The following is a 16,763-nucleotide window of genomic DNA, read 5'->3' as shown; positions in this document are numbered from 1 at the left end:
TTAGGCTCTCCTTCCTGCGGACTTACCAATATAGCGGTAAGTCGTTATTCCGATGTTATCGAAGAGATTCTTGCTATCACCCGACACACGCTCGGAATGACCAATGTAGAGATGGCCGGCATCCGGAAGCAGGCTTGCAAAACGCGACCAGATCTTCATCTGCGTCGGTTCATCGAAATATATCACCACGTTACGGCAGAAGATGACGTCGAAATTGCCCTTGAACGGCCACTGCGCCATCAGGTTCAATTCGTTGAAGGTAATGAGCTTCTTGACGCGATCGTCGACCTGAAACTTGCGACGGCCGCCGGCATCGACTTCGCGGAACCATTGCTTGCGCATGGCCGGAGACACCGTTTCCAGCGCGTTTTCGTCATAGACGCCAGCGCGTGCCTGAGCGAGAATCTTCGGGTCGATATCGGTGGCCAGAATGCGGAAATCGTAATCGGCCGCATTCGGCATCATGGCGAGAACCGTCAGCGCGATCGAATAGGGTTCCTGTCCATCGGAGCACGCGGCCGACCAGATGCGGACGCGGCCACCCGAGCGGGCGCGGTTCAGCAGGCCCGGAAGGACCTCGTCGCGCAGATGCTCGAAATGGTGGTTTTCGCGGAAGAAGCGGGTGAAGTTGGTGGTCAGATGCGACAGCATCTCACGCCGCGCACCTGCGCCCTCCTGAGAGGATACCAGCGCGCAATATTCCCGGAAACCGCTCAATCCGAGGTTGCGAATGTGCTTCGACAGACGCGAATACACCAGCGACGCCTTGGAGTCGTTCAGGTAGATACCTGCATCGGCATAGATCATAGCCGCAATATCGGCGAGATCCTTGCGCGACAGCGGATATTCTCCGCTGGCAAGGATTTCGTCCGGGGACTGCCGGCTGTCAATGGCGCTCATCGCCTTCATGCGGCTTCGCTTTCGTTCTCGGGGAACAGTGAATCAAGTTCGATCATGCAGATCATGCGTTTGTCGATCGCGAGAATGCCCCGCGCATATTGCTTCACCAGGCTGGACGCCACTTCCGGCACGGCCTGGATATTGTCTTCGGTCACGGTCAAGATGTCCGAAACAGCCTCGACGAGAAGACCGACGATGCGCGAACCGACCTGCGACACGATGATGACGTGGCGCGGGGTCGGTTCGGTTTTGCGCATGCCGAGACGCGCGGAAAAATCCACGATCGGCAGCACTGCGCCGCGCAAGTTGATCACGCCGATGACATAGGAGGGCGCGTGCGGCATGGACGTGGCTTTCGTCCAGCCGCGGATTTCGCGTACCGCCATGACATTCACGCAAAATTCCTGATCGCCGACACGGAACGCGATGAGTTCCCGGTCACCTTGAGCAAGATTTTTTACGATATACGACATGTTACGTTTCCGTCTCTTGAGGCTTTTCTATCAACCTGCCGCTGCCAGCGACACGTCGGCCTTGAGGGCACCACCGTCCTGTTTCATCGACTGACCGCGCGAAGCGCCAACAACGGCATCGACGTCAAGGATGAGCGCGACGCGACCATCACCCAGGATGGTTGCGGCAGCGATGCCCGGAACGTGGGTGTAGTTGGCTTCGAGCGACTTGATGACGACCTGACGCTGACCCTGGATGGCATCGACCATGAGGGCGCGCTGACCGCCGCCTTCCGATTCCACCAGCAGCGCCACGCCTTCGACGGGGTTTGCCTGGGTGGAGCGGAAGTTGAGGATGCGACCGACATCGACCAGCGGGCAGAAGGAGTTGCGGATCGAGATCAGGCGCTGGTTGGCACCGAACGAATGGATCGCGGATGCTTCCGGCTGCAGCGTTTCGACGATTGCCGTCAACGGCACGACCAGCGTCTGGCCGGCAACGGTGACGACCATGCCGTCGAGGACGGCGAGCGTCAGCGGCAGGCTCATGGTGAAGGTCGAGCCGAGGCCCGGACGCGACGAGATCGAGATACGGCCGCCGAGTGCCTGGATCGAACGCTTGACCACGTCCATGCCGACGCCACGGCCGGAAATGTCCGAAATCTTGTCGGCGGTCGAGAAGCCCGGTGCGAAGATAAGGTTGTCGATTTCCTCGTCGGACAGGTTGGCGTCCGGCGAGATCAGGTCGTTGTCGATGGCCTTCTGACGGACGCGCTCGCGGTTGATACCGCCGCCATCGTCGATCAGTTCGATCAGGATGCGGCCCGAACGATGTTTTGCGGACAGCTTGATCGTGCCTTCCGGATCCTTGCCGGCAGCCTCGCGCTTTTCCGGGCTTTCGATGCCGTGGTCGACGGCATTACGGATCATGTGGGTCAGAGGCTCGGCGATCTTGTCGATGACCGTCTTGTCGACTTCGGTGTTTTCACCTTCGGTGACGAGGCGGATCGACTTGCCGACCATGTCGGCGACTTCGCGAACGATACGCGACATGCGCTGGAAGACCGGCTTTACCGGCTGTGCGCGGATGGCCATGACCGAGTCCTGGATCTCGCGGGTGAGCTGCTGCAGCTCTTCGAGACCCATGTTGACGGCGGATGTGCCGCTCGCATCGTTTTCGACAACGCTCTGCGACAGCATGGCCTGGTTGATGACCAGCTCGCCGACGAGGTTGATCAGGCGGTCAACGCGATCGAGATCGACGCGGATCGTCTGGCCTGCAGCATTGGCGGCAGCGGCAGCGTTGTTGGCAGCGGCAGCCGGAGCGGCTGCGGCTTCCTTCTTTTCGACGCGGGCAGCAGCGGCAGCAAGCTTGGCATCTGCCGGCGCTTCTGCGGCGGCGGCCGGGGCTACAGCCGGCTCGTCATCGAGAGCCGAGAGATCGAACGGTACCGGAACCATCGGCAGTTCTTCAGCGGCCTGCGCTGCGACTTCGTTCACCTCGAGATCGCAATCCCATTCGGCAAATTCGAAAACGGCACGGATGTCCTGCTCGGTCTTGTCGGTGGTGAGCGAAATCGTCCAGGAGAAATAGGTTTCCTCCGGGTCCATCGCTTCAAGTGCGGGCAGTGCGTCGGTGTCGCAGTTGATGGCCATGTCGCCGAGGCGCGATAGGTCGCGCAGCAAGAGAGCGGCTTCATTGCCCTTGGAGAACAGGTCGCGACGCGGCTTGAAGGTGACTTCGAAGACCGACTTGCCGTCATCATCGCCGCCGAAATCGTCGTCGAAGGAGAAGGGGATCGGCTGGAAGCCGCTGTCGTCGGTCGGAGCGACCGCGGCAGGAGCTGCTGCAGCCGGCTTCGGCGCTTCGGCAGCACCGCCGCTGGGCATTTCACCCTTGGCCAGCGCTTCCAGTTCCTTGACCAGACCACGGGTACGGCTGTCCTCGACGCTGCCGCCATCACGCGAGCAGGTGACCAGGTCGGCGAGCACGTCGGCCGACTTGAGCATGACTTTCAGAACGTCCTGATTGGGCTCCAGCTTGTTGGAGCGCACGCAGTCGAGAGTGGTCTCGAAAACGTGTGCGAACGAAACCAGGTCGTCGAGGCCGAACGCGCCGGCGCCGCCCTTGATCGAGTGGACGGCACGGAACACTGCGTTGACCGTTTCCGGGTCGCGGTCGCCGTCATTCAGCTTGAGAAGACCGGATTCCAGTTCAGCGAGCTGCTCTTCGCACTCCTGGAAGAAGATCTCTTTGATTTCGTTCATATCCATTTCAGGAATTCCCGTATCAGGCGGTTACACGCTCAATGGCATCGATCAGTTTGGCAGGGTCGAAAGGCTTGACGATCCAGCCTGTCGCACCGGCCTGGCGGGCGCGGTTCTTCTTTTCCGCATCGCTTTCCGTGGTCAGGACCAGGATCGGAATGGCGCGGTACTTCTCGTTGCGGCGAACGCCTTCGATGAAGCCAAAACCGTCGAGACGGGGCATGTTGATGTCGGTGACGATGACATCCGGGTTGCAGCCTTCGAGGACTTCGAGGCCTTCGACGCCGTCTTCAGCCTGGATGGTTTCGAAACCGGCATTGTTGAGGGTGACCAGAAGCATGTTCCGGATCGTTCTGGAATCATCCACTGTCAGGACTTTTTTCTTCACTGCCGGATCTCCTTGGCGAGTAGATGGTCAATGTTGATGCCGATAAGCTGCATCGTCTTTTCAAATGCCTCCGAAACCTTTTCGAAGACGAAATTCTTGCTGTCGGCTTCCCAGGTCTTGGCCGCAGCCAGAAGAACCTGAACGCACTGAACGCCGACGCGCTCGACTTCGGATGCGTCGATCTTGACGTCGTTGCCGCGCATGTTGGTCAACTGGCCATGCAGGACCGACGCCTCGTTGAGGTCGAGTATGGGAACCAGCTTGAGGCTCCCCTTGTCTGCTTTCTTGCTCGCCATCAGCCGATCCTTGTCGTTGGCATAAAAAGAAAATCGATTTTCAGCACATCAGGCCCTGAATCCGGCGAGCTGCGCCGAAAACAGTTGATGCACCGGGTTATGGTATTCTTGCTCGTCGGCCTCGCCTGCGCCCTGCTGCACCTGGATGCGCGGCGACTGGCGGTGAGCCGTCTCGTGAGCCTGACGGGCGATGCGGAATTCGCGGATCGTCTGGCCGAGTTCGAGAATGACGGTATGCAGTTCGTCGGCGTTTTCACCGGAACGATGGGCAATGTCGGCGGTTGCTGAAACACGGTTGCCGATCTCGCCGACCTCGCCGGAAACACGGGCGAGACACTGGACCTGCTCGCCGCTGTCTTCCGCAATGCCGGCAATGCTGCCGTTGATGTCGGAAACCTGACGGACGATGCCGGCAATGGCATCCTGCGTGCGGTGGACCATGTCGACGCCGGCGCCGACCTGAGCCTTGGTGCCGGTGACCAGCGTCTTGATTTCGCGCGCAGCATCGGCGGAACGCTGGGCAAGGGCGCGGACTTCCTGGGCGACGACCGCAAAACCGCGGCCGCTATCACCGGCACGCGCCGCCTCGATGCCGGCATTAAGCGCCAGAAGATTGGTCTGGAAGGCGATCTCGTCGATGACGCCGATGATCTCGCCGATCTTTTCCGCCGAGTTTTCGATATCGGTCATGGCGTTGATGGCGCGACCGACGATCTCGCCGCTCTGCTCGACCGACTTGCGGGTTTCGGTTGCGGCCTTTTCGGCAGCGACCGTGCGGGTGGCGGTATCGCGGAAACGGATCGTCAGTTCCTGCAGCTGGCCGGACGTATCGGCGAGATTGCGGGCATGTTCTGCCGTTTCGCCGGCAACGGTGCGGGCATTGGCGATGAGGCCGGACGACAGCGCATCGATACGCTTCATCTTGTCGCCGACGGTCTCAATGGCGGTGCGCATCGCCTCGGCGGCCTGATTGAGAATGCCGGCCAGTTCCGAATAGACGTCCGGCACTTCGCCTTCGATACGGGTGGTCAGGTCGTTCACGGAGAGGGCGGAGGCAAAATCGAAAAAGGTATCGATAGCCTGGGCCTGATCGGCCTTGCGCTGTTCCAGTGCCGTGCGCTGGTGGCGCTGGCGCAATTCGTTGAAGCGCAGCGAAACCGCGATCTCGACATCGACCATTACGAGACGGATGACGGCGGTGATGGCTTCAGAAATTTCCTGATCGCGGCGACGTGCACCCGGCAGCAGCGACTTTGCGCCGATCTGCTCGACGAGTGCTGCGACCAGATGTTCAAGCATGACCGCATGGCCGGCAACGTGCCAGCGGGGATCGAGCCCCATGCGGCTTTCGGCGTCGGACAGAACTTTTACCCGCTCGGCGTAAAGCGCATCGAAGCGGGCATCGGTCAAAACACTCCAGTGCGAGGCCTGCAGGTCGTGCAGACGATCGAGCTGGCGTTCGTTCTCGAAATTGCGGGCGGAATCGGGGAAAGACTGGAAACGATGGAAGAGATCGCGCAGGCCGGTTTTCAGCTGCTCCTCGAGTTGAGGACGAAAACGGCGCAGCAGATCGCATTGCTGGGCATCGAGGCCGGCAAAGGCAAGGCGATCACGCAGGCTGCCCGCCTGTGCGCTTTTCGCCTGATCCGTTGGCGTATCGTGCCCCAAAATTCAGTCCCCGATAATGTTCCGGCATGGCCGGAATTGAATGAAAAAACCTCTGTTTCGTCATTGCCGGCCTGCCCGAGCCCCCTGCTTCGAGCCAGCCTTACAAAAGATGAACCCGCTGAAACCCGGCGCACGGTTGAACTCCGCAGCGGCCTCACGTTCCAGCCTTCCAGCTTTTCGCAATGTCATGATGGATACCGGATCGAAACCGGTACAACGTCGGCGGCTTCATGCCTGACGGTCGGACGCACGTCCGGCCATTTCGCCGTGTGCTTTCATATGTATGGTTAATTCCTTGCCCGAAGGTTAATAAACCGTGGAACGGCGGGGTGTTTTATACGTAAACTTGGACCGACAGATGCTCGGATAAAATTCCCAAGTGTAAATACGTCAGCTTCGAGCAAGCTTGGCGTGCAATACTACAGCATGCCACGGCCATGACCGCCTTCGGAGAGAGAGCAATGATTGTTCTTCAAGCATGCGCAATGTTTATTTCTATCACAATCCTGGTTGCAATGCTGCAAATTCTCAGGATGGATCAGAAACGTGCCCTCGTGCCACGTAAAATTCTCTGAGCAAAACCGTCATCAGGCATATTGCGGCATCGCTCTGCAGATGAATCATCATCCGTGCGGCCGATTTGTCGAGTTCAACGGTCGAAATTCCGCCTGATTGGACGCGGATGGCTTGCGCTCTATTTCCGATCGGATAACGACGGTAAGTAGCGCGGCCTTCCACCCAGGTGCTCATGTGATACCTTCAGATATACCCGTCACCGACGAAACCGAACGTCACCCGCTGTTGGCGGCGCTGCTTCGGTTCAAGGTCTATCTTGCATCCATCGCCATGATCGCCGTGTTCGGCCTGATGACGTTTGCAGCCTATAACCTCACCCACGAGGTTCGTTACGACGAAGTGCTCGAGGCACTGTCGCAGACGACGTGGACCTCCGTTGCGCTGGCGGTGCTGTTTACCGGCATCAGTTTTGCCGCGCTGATCTGCTACGATCTCAACGCACTGGATTTTATCGGCCGAAAGCTGCCGACGGCGCCCGTCGCCATGACGGCGTTCAGCGCCTATGCAATCGGCAACACGGCAGGCTTCGGTGCATTGAGCGGCGGCGCCATCCGTTTCCGCACCTATTCGCGGCTTGGCCTGACACCGGAAGAAATCGCCCGTGTCATCGCATTCGTCACGTTGGCATTCGGCATCGGGCTTCTGGCGGTCAGCGCGCTTTCGGCCCTTGTCACCGCGCCGCGGCTGGCAAGTGTCGCCGGCATGGATGCCGACATCCTGCGGCTGATTGCGCTGGCGGTCATCGCAGTTCTGGTCGGCGTGCTGATCCTTGGCCGCAACGGCCGCGTGATTGCCATTGGCAAGCTGAAACTGCGTCTGCCCGACACCCTGACCTCGTCGCGCCAGTTTCTGATCACCGCGCTCGACATCGCCGCGTCGGCTTCGGTTCTCTACGTGCTGCTGCCGGAGACCAATGTCGGTTGGCCGACCTTCTTCGCGATCTATGCCACCGCCGTCGGCCTTGGCGTGCTGAGCCACGTGCCGGCCGGCCTCGGCGTGTTCGAAACCGTCATGCTCGGTGCGCTCGGCAATGCGATCAGCATCGATGTCCTGCTCGGCAGCCTCGTTCTCTATCGCATGATCTATCATGTTCTGCCGCTGGTGATCGCCGTGCTTCTGGTCGTCGGTGCAGAATTGCGCGAGGCGATGCAGCATCCGGTCGCCAACGATATCGGCAATCTCGCCGTGCGGCTGGCGCCGCATCTGCTCTCCGCCTATGGCCTCATCCTCGGCGCCATGCTGATCTTTTCGAGCGTGACACCGACGCCGGACACCAATCTCGATTTCCTGTCCGGCTTCCTGCCTCTGCCGGTCATCGAAGGCGCGCATCTGTTTTCCAGCCTGCTCGGCCTGATCCTTGCCATTGCTTCGCGTGGTCTTGGCCAGCGACTGGACGGCGCCTGGTGGGTTGCCCTGATTTCGGCCAGCGCCGCCTTTGTCCTTGCCTTCCTCAAGGGCATTGCCGTGGTGGAAGCAACGGTTCTGGCCATCTTCATTTTCGCGATGATCCTCAACGTCAAGCGCTTCAACCGGCCGGCGTCGCTGTTCGGCCAGGCGCTCAGCCCGGCATGGCTCGCAGCCCTTCTCGTCATCATCGCCAGCGCCATCACCATCCTGTTCTTCGTCTATCGCGATGTCGATTACAGCCGGGAACTCTGGTGGCAGTTCGAGTTCAACGAGGAAGCGCCGCGCAGCCTGCGCGCGCTGCTGGCGCTGACGATTGCCGCCTCGGCCATTGCCTTCTTCAGCCTGCTGCGGCCCGCCTTCAGCCGGCCGGAAAAAGTGCTGCCGGAAGATCTGGAGCGTGCCGTGGCGATTGCCGGCACCCAGAATGTCGCCGATGCCAATCTGGTGCGCATGGGCGACAAGCGCGTGATGTTTTCCGACAGCGGTAAGGCCTTCATCATGTACGGCATTCAGGGCCGTTCATGGATCGCGCTGGGTGACCCGATCGGGGCGGATGAAGATACGGCCGAACTGATCTGGCGTTTTGTCGAGACGGCCCGTGCGGCCGGCGGCCGTGCTGTTCTCTATCAGGTCTCCCCTGCCCTGCTTTCCTATTGCGCCGATGCGGGCCTGCGCGCCTTCAAGCTCGGCGAAATGGCCTCGGTAACGCTACCGACATTCGAGCTCAAGGGCGGCAAGCTTGCCGGTCTGCGGCAGGCGCTCAGCAAGGGCGCACGCGAGGGGCTGGAATTCTCGATCGTCGCACCGCCCGATGTCGTCAACATTCTCGGCGAGTTGCGCGCCGTCTCCGACGCCTGGCTGTCGGAACACAACACGCGGGAAAAGACCTTTTCGCTCGGCGCTTTCGATGATGATTATGTCACCGCACAACCGGTTGCGCTGCTGCGCAAGGAAGGTCGTGTCGTCGCCTTTGCGACGATCTTCGTGACCGAAACCAAACATGAAGGCACAGTCGACATCATGCGTTTTGCACCGGATGCGCCGCGCGGGTCGATGGATTTCCTGTTCGTCAGCCTGCTGGAATATCTGAAAGGCGAAGGATACCAGGTTTTCAATCTCGGCATGGCGCCGCTTTCGGGCATGTCGAAGCGCGAGATCGCCCCGGTCTGGGACCGGATCGGCGGCACGATGTTCGAACACGGCGAAAGGTTCTATAACTTCAAGGGCCTTCGCGCGTTCAAATCGAAATTCCACCCGCTGTGGCAGCCGCGTTATCTGGCGGTTTCAGGTGGAACCGGCGCCGTGCTGGCGCTGATGGATGTTACCCTCCTCATCAGTGGAGGCGTTCGAGGAGTGGTCGGCAAATGAACCGTTTTGTTACCTGCATCGTCTCTGCCGCTCTGGCCGTCGGTATTTCACTGCCCGCCTCGGCACAGCAGCCGCCAGCAAGTCTCGATAGCGGCCTGATCCCCTCGCCGCATATCTTCAAGCCGAGCGGTGCGGTCACCGCCAGCGTTTTCCTCGTTTCGGACGCCAAGGGATGGGGCGAACGGGAAGAAAAACAGGCGCAGGCGCTGACGGAAAAGGGCGCGGTCGTCGTCGGCATCGATTTCCCGAGCTACATGACATCGCTTGCGAAAGATCCCCAGGACTGCATCTACATGATCTCCGACATCGAGTCGCTTGCCCAGCAGGTGCAGCGCTCGCTCGGCAACAGCAGTTATCACCGTCCAATACTGGCCGGCATCGGTGCCGGTGGCGGTCTGGTGCTTGCCATGATCGCGCAGAGCCCGCCCGCCACCATCGACGAGGCGATTGCCGTCGATCCGGTGGCGAGCGTTCCGCTGACGCGGCAGCTTTGCACACCGGCCGTGAAGACGCCGGTCGAAGGCGGCATCGTTTATGCGCTGACCGAAGGTCCGCTGCCGGCTCCGGTCACCGTTCTGACGACACCTCAGGCCGATGCCGCCGGAAAGGCGCATGTGCAGGAACTGGAAAAGGCCTGGAACGACATCGACCTCAACGACACCGACAAGACCGCCGACGAGGCGCTGTCAGCGACGCTCTCCGACCACATAGACGCGGCCGCCAACACCAGCCAGCCGCTTGGCCTGCCGCTGACCATTCTCGATGCCGAACCGAAACTGGACACGATGGCGATCATCTATTCAGGTGATGGCGGCTGGCGCGACATCGACAGCGAAGTGGGGGCGGCTTTGCAGGCGGAGGGTATTCCCGTCGTCGGCATGGATGCACTGCGCTACTTCTGGACCGAGCTGAAGCCGCAGCAGGTGGCCGACGATCTCGACCGCATCATCAAGAACTACCGGCGCGAATGGAAGGTAAAGAACGTTCTCCTGATCGGCTATTCCTTCGGCGCCTCCGTTCTGCCTGCCACCTACAATCTGCTGGAGCCGGAGCAGAAGTCGCATGTTGTGCAGATGTCGCTGCTCGCTCTGGCGCGTGAAGTCGACTACGAGATTTCGGTGACCGGCTGGCTGGGCGTTGCCGGTGACGGCAAGGGCGGCGACAGCGTCGAGGATCTGAAAAAGATCAGTCCGAAAATCGTGCAATGCATCTATGGCACCGATGATGACGAGGACCCCTGCCCGACGCTTGCCGCTTCCGGCGTTGCGACGGTTGCCATCGAAGGCGGCCACCATTTCGACGAGGACTACAAGGGCCTTGCCGACCACATCGTTGCCGCATTGAAGTCACGTCTGCCGCAGAAGCCTTGATAAGCCGCATTCTGCGGCAAGTTTTCGCTTGCCATCCTCACGGAAATGTCATGTAGCGGTGATCGTAGCGTTTCACAGCTCACATTGACTTAAAAACGCATGGATCGAGGTGCGGCTTTAGGGCCTGCGCCAAATCGATCTTGACTGCTTGCGGCCCGCGCGGGCCTCCCAGAGGAGAGGGTACGAGACACAATGGAAATCTTTACGGCTGCGGGATTTGCAGCTCTCTTGCAGGTTATCGCCATCGACCTGGTTCTGGCAGGCGATAACGCCATCGTCATCGGTCTTGCTGCCGCCGGCCTGCCGGCCGAACAGCGCAAGAAGGCCATTCTGGTCGGTATCATTGCCGCAACCGTTCTGCGTATAGGCTTTGCAGCCATCACCGCCCAACTGCTCGGCATTGTCGGTCTGCAGTTCATCGGCGGTCTTCTGCTGGCCTGGGTCTGCTGGAAGATGTGGACCGAACTGCGCTCGGCCGATCACAATGCCGAACATGCGGCAACCGAGGCAGAAGCGGGCGAAACCCGCGTCAAGAAGACGTTTGCGCAGGCCGCGATGCAGATCGTCATTGCCGACGTTTCGATGTCGCTCGACAACGTTCTGGCTGTTGCCGGTGCCGCGCAGGACCACCCGACGGTTCTCATCATCGGCCTCATCATCTCGATCGCGCTGATGGGTCTTGCCGCCAACTTCGTGGCCCGCCTGTTGCATCGCCACCGCTGGATCGCCTATGTCGGTCTGGCCGTCATCGTCTATGTTGCCGGCATGATGCTTTATCACGGCTGGGAACAGATGTGGCCCTATATCCAGCAATGGATGGCCTGACCCGATAAAACGCTGACAAGGAAGGCGCCCATGACCAAGACACTGGATACCATGAACGCCTTCCTCGACCGCCCGAAACCGGATGTGGCTTTTGCCGCGTCCGGCCCGCTCTCCGGCTTGAGCCTGGCGGTCAAGGATATTTTCGACCTTGCCGGCGACCGCACCGGCAACGGCAATCCGCAGATCTACGACAATGCGCAACCCGCCACGGCAACCATGCCGGCGGTGCAGGCGATGTTCGATGCGGGCGCCAGCTTTGCCGGCAAGACCCAGACGGACGAACTTGCCTTTTCGCTGATGGGCCAGAACGCCCACTTTCCCTTTCCCGTCAATTCCGCAGCCCCCGACCGTGTTACCGGTGGATCTTCCTCCGGTTCCGCCGCATCGGTTGCCGCCGGCCTTGCCGATATTGCCTGCGGTTCCGACACCGGCGGCTCGATCCGCGCGCCTGCCAGTTTCTGCGGGCTGATCGGGCTGCGCACCAGCCATGGCCGCATTCCGCTTGACCGCGCCATGCCGCTCGCTCCAAGCCTCGACACCTTCGGCTGGTTTGCCCGCGACGCCGCCACCTATGAGGCCGTCGGCGATGTGCTGCTGGGCAAAGACGGTTTTGGAGGCCACCTTGGTCGCGCTATTTCCGCACCGCTTCTCGACGCTCTGCTGCTTGGCCCGGCGGAAGCTGCCGAATATGGTCGGATGCTGGATGGTGCCTATCCGGTGATCGGCGCGCCGCAACCGACCACGAGCGCTCCCCCCTTCGATATCGACAGCCTCTATACGATGTTCCGGAAAATCCAGGCCTATGAGGCATGGGCCGCGCATGGTGCATGGATTTCGCAGAGCGACCGCGGCCTTGGCCCCGGCGTCAAGGAACGTTTCGCCTATGGTGCCGAGATCGACACCGCGACCTATGACGACGAGATTGCCAAACGCGCCATTTTCCGCAGCTATCTGAGCGATCTGCTGGGCGATGACGGTTTTCTGGTCCTGCCGACCGTTCCGGGCGCAGCACCGCTCAAAACCCTCGCCCATGATGCGTTGCAGACATACCGCGAGCAGGCGCTGCGTCTGCTCTGCTGGTCCGGCCTCTCCGGTTTCCCGCAGATCACGCTTCCGCTCGGCAGCGTCGATGGCGCGCCCTTCGGTCTCTCCTTGCTTGGCCCTTACGGCAGTGACATGCAGCTCATCAGGCTCGGGCGGTCGGTGCTGGGCGCCGCCGGTCATCACGGCGCTTGAACGGCATGAGCATGGAGAACACTGGCGGCAAGCGCATTCCCATTATCGGCGGTGGTCCGGCCGGACTTATGGCGGCAGAGGTTCTCTCCCGTAACGGCCATGCCGTCACCGTTTACGAAGCGATGCCGACGGTTGCCCGCAAATTCCTGCTGGCCGGCAAGTCCGGCCTCAACATCACCCATTCGGAAGATTTTTCCCGGTTCTCCACCCGCTATGGCGCAGCAAACGATTGGCTGCGCACATCGCTCGATGCTTTTACGCCCGACGATGTGCGTGCATGGGCAACGGGACTTGGCACCGAAACCTTCGTCGGCTCATCCGGCCGGGTGTTTCCGACCACGATGAAAGCCTCGCCGCTGTTGCGGGCCTGGGTGGCGCGTCTGCGCGAACAGGGTGTCGAGATCCTCACCCGGCATCGCTGGACGGGCTTTGACGGCGACGCGCTGCTGATCGAAACGCCAGACGGCACAAAAACCATTGAGGCCGATGCGGTTCTGTTGGCGCTCGGTGGCGCCAGCTGGCCACGGCTCGGCTCCGATGCCGCATGGTTGCCATGGCTCCGAGACCGCGGTGTCGAGATTGCCGATTTTGCACCCGCGAATTGCGGCTTCGATGTTGCATGGAGCGAGCATTTTCGCGAGCGCAATGCCGGCGCACCCGTCAAGTCGGTGACGGCATCCGTCACCGGCAACGATGCCCTGCCCGGCGAATTCGTGATTTCGCGCCACGGCATCGAAGGCAGCCTCGTTTACGCGCATGCCGGCACTTTGCGCGAGCATCTCAGCGAAACCCGCAAAGCGGCGCTGCTGCTCGATCTGATGCCCGGCCGCAGCCTTGAGCGGCTCACAAACGATCTGTCCCGTCAGGACCGCAAGGCGAGCTTTTCCAACCGGATGCGCAAGGGCGCCGGCATCGATGGCGTCAAGACGGCCTTGCTGCGCGAACTGTCGGCGCCGGACGTGCTGAACGACCCGCAGAAACTGGCCGCCCGGATAAAGGCACTGCCCATTCCGCTGGTCGCGCCGCGCCCGATCGCCGAGGCGATCTCGTCGGCCGGCGGCATTCGTCACGATGCCGTCGATGACAATTTCATGCTGCGCCGCCTCCCCGGCCTGTTCGTGGCCGGCGAGATGCTGGACTGGGAAGCGCCGACCGGCGGTTATCTGCTGACGGCATGTTTTGCCACCGGCCAGGCAGCAGCACTTGGAATGCAGGCCTGGCTGGCGCAGTAAGGGGCTTTATCCGCTCGGTGCGTGGTCGTCAGACCCCGACAACCCGCCACTTGCCCTCGACCATTTCGACGGCAGCCTTGTAATGATGGCCATGCGGCGATTCGAGCACGATATCGTGCTGTTCGACGGCGCGGACGAGGATGTCGTTACTGCCGACAATCGGGCTTGGGCAAATGCGCTTTGTGCCTCGCACGGTATCGAAATGGATTTCGCCGGAAACCTCGTGACGGGAACCGTCCTTCAGCACGATCTGCCATGTCATACGCATTCTCCTCCCTGTCCGCGGGTCGAGACAAATGACGGATGAGCCGGCACCTTGCCCGCGGTTCACACAGCCTTGCGCCGAGAAGGCTTTATGTCAAGCGGCTCATATGAGTGGCAGCTTCGCTGCGACAACGTGTCGGTCCTGATCCGCCACGACGATATCCTGAAGGCACCTCCCGCGACCATCCGGTGCGAAATCGCAAGACATTTCAACGCCTCGATGGAATTGGGAAAGTTTTCATAAATATTGTTCATTCTCCCCTGAAAATCTGGGGGACTTCATCATGACTTCGATACTCAGGACCGTGTCCGGCAAGCTGATACTTGCGACAGGCACGGCAATCGCCAGCATCCTCATCGCCTACACCGCCTTCAACGTCATCAGCATCAAGGCCAAGACCGAAAGCGAGGTCATGGCACTTGCGACGGAAAAGGCCGCTCTCGTCAGCCAGCGTGTCGCGACCGACATTACCCAGGCAACCTCGGCAGGCAGCACGCTCGCCGCCAGCCTTTCCGGCATCATCGCCGACGGCTCGAAAAGCCGGGCAGATATCGTCGCCATGCTCAAGAGCGTGGGACCGCAATATCCGAGCATTTTCGGCGTGTGGATGTGCGAACTTATCGATGCCAAGAGCCCGATCAAAACCGTCGGCAGCGACGGCTTGAACAATGAGGGCATATTTACCCCCTACTGGACCAAGGGCGACAACGGCCAGATGGAGTTTTCCACCTGGACCATCAAGCCGGAAGACGAATATTACAGCCTCGTGCTGAAGTCTCAGAAGGCTGTCATCACCGCGCCCTACCTGACCAACATGAAGAAGCTGGTGACTTCGGTCTCCGTGCCTGTCACCGTCAACGGCACGTTGTTCGGCATGGCCGGCGTCGACATCAAGCTCGATGACCTGACCGCAACGGTCAGCCAGATGAAACCGTTCGAGGGCGGCAGCGTGATGCTGCTGGCCAATAACGGCAAATGGCTGACGCACCCGGACCAGTCCAAGCTGATGAACGCCTATGCCGATCAGGGCGCCGATACGGTGAAGCAGGCGCTGGCGGACGGCAAGATCAAGGTGCTTTCCGGCATGCCCGACGGTTCCGTCCGGCTTGTCTATCCCTTCACGGCGCCGGGCATGAACACGACCTGGGCGGCTGTTCTCGACGTGCCGGCTGCGGTGTTTTCAGCCCCCGTCTGGCACCAGATCTACAATACCGTGATAGGCGGCCTGCTGATCCTTGCCGTCACACTCGGTGTCATCCTGATCGCCAGCCGCATTCTGATCGGCAAGCCGCTGAACAGCGTTCTTTCCGCCGTGCAGAAAATGTCGAACGGCAATTATCATGATCCGATCGCGGAAAACGGCGCCCGCGATGAACTGGGAAGCCTGACCTCCGCGCTTGAAAAGTTCCGTCATCAGCTGGCCCGCGGCGATGCCCTGAAGGCCGAGCAGGAAGCCCTGCAGGAACAGGTGGAAGCCGACCGCAAGGCGCGTAGCAGCCTGGAAAATGCCAAGGCGGAAGACCTGCGCCGCTTCGTGGAAGTCGTGCAGAGCCGTTTCGACATTCTCGCATCCGGCGACCTTACCGTGCGCATGAACGACAGGCTGGCGCCGGAATTCGAAACGATCCGCCAGAATTTCAATACGTCGGTCGCCTCGCTCGAAGATACGATCGGCAATGTGGTGCAGGCCGTTTATGCCATCCGCTCCGGTCTTGGCGAAATCTCCACAGCCTCCAACGATCTGGCCCGCCGCACCGAGCAGCAGGCCGCCTCGCTGGAAGAAACGGTTGCCGCTCTGGGTGAGGTCACGCGTGGTGTCAACGACACCGCGGATGGCGCCAACTCCGCGCAGAAGACGGTGAACGTGGCCCGCGGCGATGCCGAAAAGGGCGGCGAAGTGGTTTCGCGCGCCATCGCGGCAATGACCGAGATCCAGGATTCGTCTGCAAAGATCGGCAACATCATCAGCGTTATCGACGAGATCGCTTTCCAGACCAACCTTCTGGCGCTGAATGCCGGCGTCGAAGCTGCCCGCGCAGGCGAAGCCGGCAAGGGCTTTGCCGTCGTCGCGCAGGAAGTGCGTGAACTCGCCCAGCGCTCGGCTCAGGCCGCCAAGGAGATCAAGACACTGATCTCCCTGTCCTCGACGCAGGTCGGTGCCGGTGTGCATCTGGTGCAGGAGACCGGCACGTCGCTCGGCAAGATCGTCGAGCAGGTTCTCGGCATGAGCCAGACGATCGGCCAGATCGCATCGAGCGCCCAGGAACAGGCCATCAGCCTGCGCGAAGTCTCATCCGCCGCAGACCAGATGGACAAGGTGACGCAGCAGAACGCCGCCATGGTGGAAGAAACCACGGCCGCCGCACAGGGCCTGGCGCACGAGACCGAGGCGCTCGCCCATATGATTGGCCGCTTCAAGGTCGGCAACGAAGCGCGCGGGCAACAGTCAGGTTATGGCGATTACGCTCTGGCCAGCTGAACCGGATAATTCAGACACAACAAATAAGGCCGG

General features: G+C 60.9%; 14 protein-coding genes. 6 read left to right on the top strand and 8 right to left on the bottom strand.

The features are described from left to right. The 7 genes from cheR to EDF70_RS06850 form a co-directional block, all read right to left on the bottom strand. On the bottom strand, positions 1 to 909 hold the full coding sequence (cheR, locus tag EDF70_RS06880) for a protein-glutamate O-methyltransferase CheR (RefSeq protein WP_132272631.1): 909 nt from the start codon (positions 907 to 909) through the stop codon (positions 1 to 3). Further along, on the bottom strand, positions 906 to 1,373 hold the full coding sequence (locus tag EDF70_RS06875; RefSeq protein ID WP_132272630.1) for a chemotaxis protein CheW: 468 nt from the start codon (positions 1,371 to 1,373) through the stop codon (positions 906 to 908). Before EDF70_RS06875 ends, cheR begins: the two co-directional genes overlap by 4 nt. 30 nt (positions 1,374 to 1,403) lie before the next feature. Further along, positions 1,404 to 3,626 (bottom strand): chemotaxis protein CheA, encoded by a 2,223-nt coding sequence (locus tag EDF70_RS06870; protein ID WP_132272629.1) that lies wholly within the window; start codon positions 3,624 to 3,626, stop codon positions 1,404 to 1,406. A gap of 16 nt (positions 3,627 to 3,642) precedes the next feature. Next, entirely contained in the window at positions 3,643 to 4,008 is a 366-nt protein-coding gene (cheY1, locus tag EDF70_RS06865) for a chemotaxis response regulator CheY1 (protein ID WP_112727556.1), read from the bottom strand. Continuing rightward, entirely contained in the window at positions 4,005 to 4,304 is a 300-nt protein-coding gene (locus EDF70_RS06860) for an STAS domain-containing protein (protein ID WP_132272628.1), read from the bottom strand. Before EDF70_RS06860 ends, cheY1 begins: the two co-directional genes overlap by 4 nt. A 48-nt stretch (positions 4,305 to 4,352) precedes the next feature. Further along, the gene (locus EDF70_RS06855) at positions 4,353 to 5,972 is read right to left on the bottom strand and encodes a globin-coupled sensor protein (RefSeq protein WP_132272627.1); all 1,620 of its coding nucleotides are present in this window, start codon (positions 5,970 to 5,972) and stop codon (positions 4,353 to 4,355) included. Between the two features lie 528 nt (positions 5,973 to 6,500). Further along, positions 6,501 to 6,722 (bottom strand): hypothetical protein, encoded by a 222-nt coding sequence (locus EDF70_RS06850; RefSeq protein WP_132272626.1) that lies wholly within the window; start codon positions 6,720 to 6,722, stop codon positions 6,501 to 6,503. Positions 6,723 to 6,770: 48 nt separating this feature from the next. Between EDF70_RS06850 and mprF the strand changes: the two genes are divergently transcribed. The 5 genes from mprF (at position 6,771) to EDF70_RS06825 (ending at position 13,986) form a co-directional block, all read left to right on the top strand. Further along, positions 6,771 to 9,323, top strand: coding sequence for a bifunctional lysylphosphatidylglycerol flippase/synthetase MprF (mprF, locus tag EDF70_RS06845; RefSeq protein ID WP_245519133.1), 2,553 nt, complete (start codon positions 6,771 to 6,773; stop codon positions 9,321 to 9,323). Continuing rightward, positions 9,320 to 10,693, top strand: coding sequence for an AcvB/VirJ family lysyl-phosphatidylglycerol hydrolase (locus EDF70_RS06840; protein ID WP_132272625.1), 1,374 nt, complete (start codon positions 9,320 to 9,322; stop codon positions 10,691 to 10,693). The genes mprF and EDF70_RS06840 overlap by 4 nt, the downstream gene beginning before the upstream one ends. A 192-nt stretch (positions 10,694 to 10,885) precedes the next feature. Continuing rightward, the gene (locus EDF70_RS06835) at positions 10,886 to 11,518 is read left to right on the top strand and encodes a TerC family protein (protein WP_132272624.1); all 633 of its coding nucleotides are present in this window, start codon (positions 10,886 to 10,888) and stop codon (positions 11,516 to 11,518) included. A 30-nt stretch (positions 11,519 to 11,548) separates the two neighbouring features. Further along, positions 11,549 to 12,754 carry an amidase gene (locus EDF70_RS06830; RefSeq protein WP_132272623.1) on the top strand — a complete coding sequence of 402 codons (1,206 nt, stop codon included), beginning with the start codon at positions 11,549 to 11,551 and terminating at the stop codon, positions 12,752 to 12,754. A 5-nt stretch (positions 12,755 to 12,759) separates the two neighbouring features. Next, positions 12,760 to 13,986, top strand: a complete 1,227-nt coding sequence (locus EDF70_RS06825) for a TIGR03862 family flavoprotein (protein ID WP_245519084.1) — start codon at positions 12,760 to 12,762, stop codon at positions 13,984 to 13,986. Between the two features lie 28 nt (positions 13,987 to 14,014). On the opposite strand, the gene EDF70_RS06820 is transcribed toward EDF70_RS06825, so the two are convergent. Beyond that, positions 14,015 to 14,248 carry a hypothetical protein gene (locus EDF70_RS06820; RefSeq protein ID WP_132272622.1) on the bottom strand — a complete coding sequence of 78 codons (234 nt, stop codon included), beginning with the start codon at positions 14,246 to 14,248 and terminating at the stop codon, positions 14,015 to 14,017. 286 nt (positions 14,249 to 14,534) lie between these two features. Here EDF70_RS06820 and EDF70_RS06815 point away from each other — a divergent pair, with 286 nt between their 5' ends. Beyond that, the gene (locus tag EDF70_RS06815; RefSeq protein WP_245519083.1) at positions 14,535 to 16,730 is read left to right on the top strand and encodes a methyl-accepting chemotaxis protein; all 2,196 of its coding nucleotides are present in this window, start codon (positions 14,535 to 14,537) and stop codon (positions 16,728 to 16,730) included. The last annotated feature ends 33 nt before the right edge of the window (positions 16,731 to 16,763 follow it).

The sequence above is a fragment of the Neorhizobium sp. JUb45 genome, from assembly GCF_004343585.1.
Classification (GTDB): Bacteria; Pseudomonadota; Alphaproteobacteria; order Rhizobiales; family Rhizobiaceae; genus Neorhizobium.
This window is presented reverse-complemented; position numbering and strand designations above follow the sequence as displayed.